The organism is Micrococcus lylae, assembly GCF_900163825.1.
GTDB lineage: Bacteria > Actinomycetota > Actinomycetes > Actinomycetales > Micrococcaceae > Micrococcus > Micrococcus lylae.
Map to the genome: position 1 here is coordinate 1 of NZ_FUKP01000047.1, position 6,217 is coordinate 6,217.

Here is a 6,217-nt window from a genome sequence, read left to right on the forward strand (position 1 = left end):
GGAGGTTCTTTTCATCGTCAACGTCTATCTGTCACCAACGTCATGGCCGAGTACATCTAGGCGCGCGGTGCGCACGGGCCGCGCAGGGGCACGCGGCAGCGGCGGCGGGTGCACCGGCCCGGCGGCCCCGTTTCGATAGTGTGAGCCCCATGACCGCTCAGATTCCGGCCGCCTCCGAGCTCGATCCCGCGCTCGTCGAGAAGATCACCGCCGCCGTCGACGCCCAGTTCGACGAGACCGTCACCACTCTGTCCGACCTCGTGTCCATCGGCGGCATCGCCTGGGACTCCTTCGACCGCTCGCTGCTGGAGCAGTCGGCCCAGAAGGTCGCCGAGCTCGTCAGCGAGCTGGGCCTGGAGAACGTGCGCATCGTCACCGAGGACCGTGAGGACGGCCAGCCCGGTGGCCCCGCCGTCCTCGGCCACCGCCCCGGTGCCGAGGGCAAGCCCACCGTGCTGCTCTACGCCCACCACGACGTGCAGCCCACGGGCGACGAGTCCCTGTGGAACACGCCGCCGTTCGAGGCCACCCGCGAGGGCGACCGCCTCTACGGCCGCGGAGCGGCGGACGACAAGGCGGGCATCATGCTTCACCTGGCCGCGCTGAGGGCCCTGCAGGCCGCCGCCCCTGAGATCGGTGTGGGCGTGCGCGTGTTCTTCGAGGGGGAGGAGGAGGCCGGCTCCCCGACGTTCCGCACCTTCCTGGAGAACCAGAAGGCGGACCTTCAGGCCGATGCGATCGTGGTGGCCGACTCCGCCAACTGGGCCGTGGGCGAGCCCGCCCTGACCACCTCGCTGCGCGGCGTCGCCGACGGCACCGTCACCGTCCGCGTGCTGGACCACGCCGTGCACTCCGGCATGTTCGGCGGCCCCGTCCTGGACGCCGTCACGCTGCTCTGCCGCCTGATCGCCACCCTGCATGACGAGCAGGGCAACGTCGCCGTCCCGGGCGTGGCGGCGCAGGTCCACGCGGACGTGGACTATCCCGAGCAGACCTACCGCAACGACGCCGGCGTGCTGGACGGTGTGCGGCTGGCCGGCTCCGGCTCGCTCGCCGACCGGCTCTGGAACGGCCCGGCCCTGTCCATCATCGGGATCGACGTGCCGAGCGTGGACACCTCCTCCAACACGATCCAGCCGCAGGCCCGCGCCAAGTGGTCGCTGCGCGTCGGCCCCGGCGTGGACCCGGAGCAGGCCTACGAGGCCGTGGTGAAGCACCTCTCCGAACAGGCCGAGGCCGTGTTCGGCGCCGAGATCACCTTCGAGAAGGGCCACTTCGGCCAGCCGTTCTCCACGGACACCTCGGACCCGATGGCCGCCGCCATGATGGAGTCCTTCCACCAGGCGTGGGGCGTGGAGCCGAAGGCCACCGGCCTGGGCGGCTCCATCCCGTTCACCGCGGACCTCAAGGAGGTCTTCCCGGAGGCGACCATCCTCATCACCGGCGTGGAGGACCCGGACTCCCGCGCCCACTCCGCCAACGAGTCGCTCCACCTGGGCGACTTCCGCAACGCCATCGTCGCCGAGGCCCTCTGGCTCGCCCGCCTGGGCGCCTGAGCACCCCCGCGCACGCCTTCCCGTGCGGTCGCACGGACCGCGTGAGGCGGTGCGCGGAGGGCGAGGTGTCGTCGTCGGGAATCAACCGACGGCCGGTAGTGTTCGCCCTGGAAGAGGACCCGACCACAGTCCCGTCAGACCACGTCCCCCACACGAGGAGGCCACCCATGGCACTGTCCGCTGAAGAGACCGGCGTCGAGATCGGCGCCACCCAGCCGGCCGACGGCCTGCCCCCGCACGAGGTCGAGCTCACCGACGTCGCGGTGGCGAAGGTCCGCGCTCTGCTCGAGCAGGAGGGCCGTACCGACCTGCGCCTGCGCATCGCGGTGCAGCCCGGCGGCTGCTCCGGCCTGATCTACCAGCTCTACTTCGACGAGCGCGTCCTCGACGGCGACACCGTCCGGGACTTCGACGGCATCGAGGTCATCGTGGACAAGATGTCCGTGCCGTACCTGATGGGCGCCACGATCGACTTCGAGGACACCATCTCGAAGCAGGGATTCACCATCGACAACCCCACCGCCTCCGGCTCCTGCGCCTGCGGCGACTCGTTCCACTGATCGGCCAAGGGCCGCGCCGCCGCTGACCTTCCTGCGGGAAGGGGCGGGCAACGACGACGGCCGCTTGCCGCCCGCTTCCGGGCCGGCACCCCGACGGGGGCCGGCCCGTGGCGTGTCCGGAGCCTGTCCGGCGCGCGGACCACGCGGTCTCGAGCCGGGTCCGCACGTGCGTCCAGAGGCGGAGACACGCAGATCAGGACGGTGTCATGGTCAGCAGGATTCGCCGGAAACGATTAGAGTGGAGGGGAATCACCCGGGCACCCCTGCCCGCTGTGAGGGAGATCCGCAGTTCTCTGCGGTTCCCGGCGGTGGAGAGGGAGGCCCATCGCACACGAGATGAAGAGGAAGGCCGTCTGTGAGAGCACAGAATGACGCCGGACGTCGGAGTCGACGCATGCTGAAGGCGGGCGCCCTGGGAGCGGCCGCCACACTGGCGTTGACCGGCTGCTCGGAAGAGGTCAAGCGTGGTTGGTATCCCGGCACGAACGAGACGACCAACCACAATGAGGTGCTGACGAACCTCTGGGTCAACTCCTGGATCGCCGCACTGGTCATCGGGCTGGTCGCCTGGGCCGCCATGATCTGGTGCATGGTGGCCTACCGCCGCCGCAAGAACGACCAGGGCTTCCCGAAGCAGACGGCGTACCACATGCCGCTGGAGACCATGTTCACGGTCATTCCGCTGGTTCTGGTCTTCGGCCTGTGGGGCTTCACCGATCGTGTGCAGACCGAGGTCGACACCCCCGTGGACGACTCCCCGCTGACCGTCACCGTGTACGGCAAGCAGTGGGCCTGGGACTTCAACTACGAGTACGAGGGCCAGGAAGCGCACTACATGGGCGTGCAGGCCCAGCTGGACACCGACGGCAAGGCCGGTGTGCAGGACACCCTGCCGACCCTGTACCTGCCGGTCGACGTGCCCGTGCACTTCGAGCTCAAGTCCCGTGACGTCGCCCACTCCTTCTGGATTCCCCAGTTCCTGCAGAAGCGCGACATGCTTCCCGGCAAGACCAACCACCTCTACCTGACCCCGCAGGAGGAGGGCCGCTTCGACGGCAAGTGCGCCGAGCTCTGCGGCGAGTACCACTCCGAGATGCTCTTCAACGTGGAGGTCGTCTCCGAGGAGGAGTTCAAGCAGAAGCTTGACGAGATGGAGCCGGGCCTGGTCGGGGACGAGTTCAACCGCAACCCCAATGAGAACCCCGACGGTGCGCGTGAGATGGAGAACGACCTCCAGACTCCGCGCGGTGGAGGTAGCCACTGATGACCACGTATGAGTACACGACGGAGGAGACCACGCGCACGGCGGCGCCGCGCGTCGTGCCCCGCTCCCTCGGAAAGATCGCTGTCAGCTGGTTGACGACCACGGACCACAAGGTGCTCGGGTACATGTACCTGATCGTCTCCTTCGCGTTCTTCTGTGTCGGCGGCGTGATGGCCCTGCTGATCCGTGCCGAGCTCTTCGAGCCGGGCATGCAGATCCTGCAGACCAAGGAGCAGTACAACCAGCTGTTCACCATGCACGGAACGATCATGCTTCTGATGTTTGCGACCCCGCTGTTCGTCGGGTTCGCGAACGTCCTCGTCCCGCTGCAGATCGGCGCCCCGGATGTGTCGTTCCCGCGCCTGAACGCCCTGGCGTTCTGGTTCTTCCTGTTCGGCTCGCTGATCGCCTGCGCCGGCTTCCTCACCCCGCAGGGCTCGGCCTCCTTCGGCTGGTTCGCCTACGCGCCGCTGTCCAACACCACCTACTCGCCGGGAGTCGGCGGAGACCTCTGGGTCTTCGGCCTTGCCCTGCAGGGCTTCGGCACCATCCTGGGCGGCGTCAACTTCATCACCACCATCCTGTGCATGCGTGCACCGGGCATGACGATGTGGCGCATGCCGATCTTCACCTGGAACACGCTGATCACCGGCATCCTGATCCTGATGGCCTTCCCGCCGCTGGCGTCCGCGCTGTTCGCGCTGGGCATGGACCGTCGCTTCGGCGGACACATCTTCGACCCGGAGAACGGCGGTGCCATCCTCTGGCAGCACCTCTTCTGGTTCTTCGGCCACCCCGAGGTGTATGTGATCGCGTTGCCGTTCTTCGGCATCGTCTCCGAGATCATCCCGGTGTTCTCCCGCAAGCCGATCTTCGGCTACAAGACCCTGGTGTTCGCGACCACCGCGATCGCGGCGCTGTCCGTGACCGTGTGGGCGCACCACATGTACGTCACCGGCTCCGTGCTCCTGCCGTTCTTCTCCCTGATGACCATGCTCATCGCGGTTCCGACCGGCGTGAAGTTCGTGAACTGGATCGGCACCATGTGGCGCGGCTCGATCACCTTCGAGAACCCCATGCTGTGGACCCTGGGCTTCATGGTGACCTTCCTGTTCGGCGGTCTGACCGGCATCATCCTGGCCTCCCCGCCGCTGGACTTCCAGGTGTCTGACACCTACTTCGTGGTGGCGCACTTCCACTACGTGATCTTCGGCACCGTGGTGTTCGCGATGTTCGCCGGTTTCTTCTTCTGGTGGCCCAAGTTCACCGGCAAGATGCTGAACGAGCGTCTCGGCAAGATCCAGTTCTGGATGCTGTTCGTGGGCTTCCACGGCACCTTCCTGGTGCAGCACTGGCTGGGCGTCATCGGTATGCCGCGCCGCTACGCGGACTACATGCTGGAGGACGGCTTCGCCGCCATGAACGCGTTCTCCACCGTGTTCTCCTTCATCCTCGGCGCGTCGCTGATCCCGTTCTTCTGGAACGTGTACGTCACCGCGCGCCACGGCAAGAAGGTGACCGTGGACGATCCGTGGGGCTTCGGCGGCTCCCTCGAGTGGGCGACCTCCTGCCCGCCGCCGCGCCACAACTTCCACTCGCTGCCGCGTATTCGCTCGGAGCGTCCGGCGCTTGACCTCCACCACCCGGAGCTCTCGCCGTTCTCCCCGCAGCACACCACTGAGGCTTTCGGAGAGAAGGTGACGGCCAAGTGAAGGCGACCGCAAGCATCTTCTGGACCATCGGCACGTTCTTCGTGATCGTGGGAACCGTCTACGGGTTCTGGGTGAAGTGGACCGAATGGGCCGGGATCCCCGCGATCTACGCCCTGGGTGCCATGTCCCTCATGATCGCGTGGTATGTCCAGGCGACGGACAAGCGCTTCAAGCAGGGCCCTGCCGATGACGAGGACGGAGAGATCGTCTCCTACTTCGGCACCTACGGCACCTTCGCCCCGTGGTCCTGGTGGCCGCTTCCCCTGGCGACCGCCTGCGCACTCGTTGCCCTCGGCCTGGCCATCGACTGGTGGATCTTCATCGCCGGCGCCGCACTGGCTGCCTTCGGCACCGCCGGCTGGGTCTACGAGTTCTCGCGCGGCAAGTACGCGCACTGACCTCACAGCCCTGAGCCGCTGAGACAGAGGCGGGCCGCATCCCTTCGGGGGTGCGGCCCGCCTCTGTCTTGTGTGTGAGTGGATGCGTGGGTACGGGAACAGGCGCGGGCACGGATCTGGGGCCGGCCACGGATCTGGGGCCGGCCACGGATCTGGGGCCGGCCACGGATCTGGGGCCGGCACGGATGTGGGGCCGGCACGGATGTGGGGCCGGCAAGGATAGGCGCGGGCATGGACAGGCGCGGGCATCGGTCTCGGTCGCGGGGGTGCGTTTTCGCTAGTGAAATCGGAGGCGCGCTGGGAGCGGCGACGTCGACGTTTTCGCTAGCGACGTCGGAGGCGGTTTCGACGCGCACGGCACAGAGCTCAGCCACGTCGTGGTGGTGTACTGGCTGTTCTTGGAAGAGCAACACCGACAGCCCAGCCTGCTCGCATGGGGACCAACAGGGAGACGTCGCGGTGGAGCATGAAATCCTGATCCGGCAGCTGGGCTGATCCATTGTGAAGGGCAGTGGCTGAGCGGCTGGGCCGGGGCTGACAACGCTCAGGCGGTTGTGCGCCGACACGGTGTGCCGTGGGCGCGTCTCGCAAGGTTCCGAGGCGAGCACTTCCCATTTCGTTAGCGGAAACGTGGGTGTGGCCACGAGAACGGTGGAGGAGAGCGTTCTCTCCGGGCGTGTCAACTTGTCTGTGTAAGCGGGGTGGTCACAGGTAGGGGTTGATCCGG

At 67.3% G+C, this 6,217-nt stretch carries 5 protein-coding genes; all 5 read left to right on the top strand.

The features are described from left to right. Positions 1-149: 149 nt before the first annotated feature. Positions 150-1,556, top strand: coding sequence for a dipeptidase (locus FM125_RS07040; RefSeq protein ID WP_087134106.1), 1,407 nt, complete (start codon positions 150-152; stop codon positions 1,554-1,556). Between the two features lie 167 nt (positions 1,557-1,723). Further along, a complete protein-coding gene (locus tag FM125_RS07045) occupies positions 1,724-2,116 on the top strand; it encodes a HesB/IscA family protein (RefSeq protein ID WP_067190617.1) in 393 nt (130 codons plus the stop codon). 355 nt (positions 2,117-2,471) lie between these two features. Beyond that, a complete protein-coding gene (gene ctaC / locus FM125_RS07050; protein WP_245829871.1) occupies positions 2,472-3,380 on the top strand; it encodes an aa3-type cytochrome oxidase subunit II in 909 nt (302 codons plus the stop codon). Continuing rightward, the gene (gene ctaD, locus FM125_RS07055) at positions 3,380-5,092 is read left to right on the top strand and encodes an aa3-type cytochrome oxidase subunit I (protein WP_087134107.1); all 1,713 of its coding nucleotides are present in this window, start codon (positions 3,380-3,382) and stop codon (positions 5,090-5,092) included. The genes ctaC and ctaD overlap by 1 nt, the downstream gene beginning before the upstream one ends. Beyond that, positions 5,089-5,490, top strand: a complete 402-nt coding sequence (locus tag FM125_RS07060) for a cytochrome c oxidase subunit 4 (protein WP_087134108.1) — start codon at positions 5,089-5,091, stop codon at positions 5,488-5,490. The genes ctaD and FM125_RS07060 overlap by 4 nt, the downstream gene beginning before the upstream one ends. The last annotated feature ends 727 nt before the right edge of the window (positions 5,491-6,217 follow it).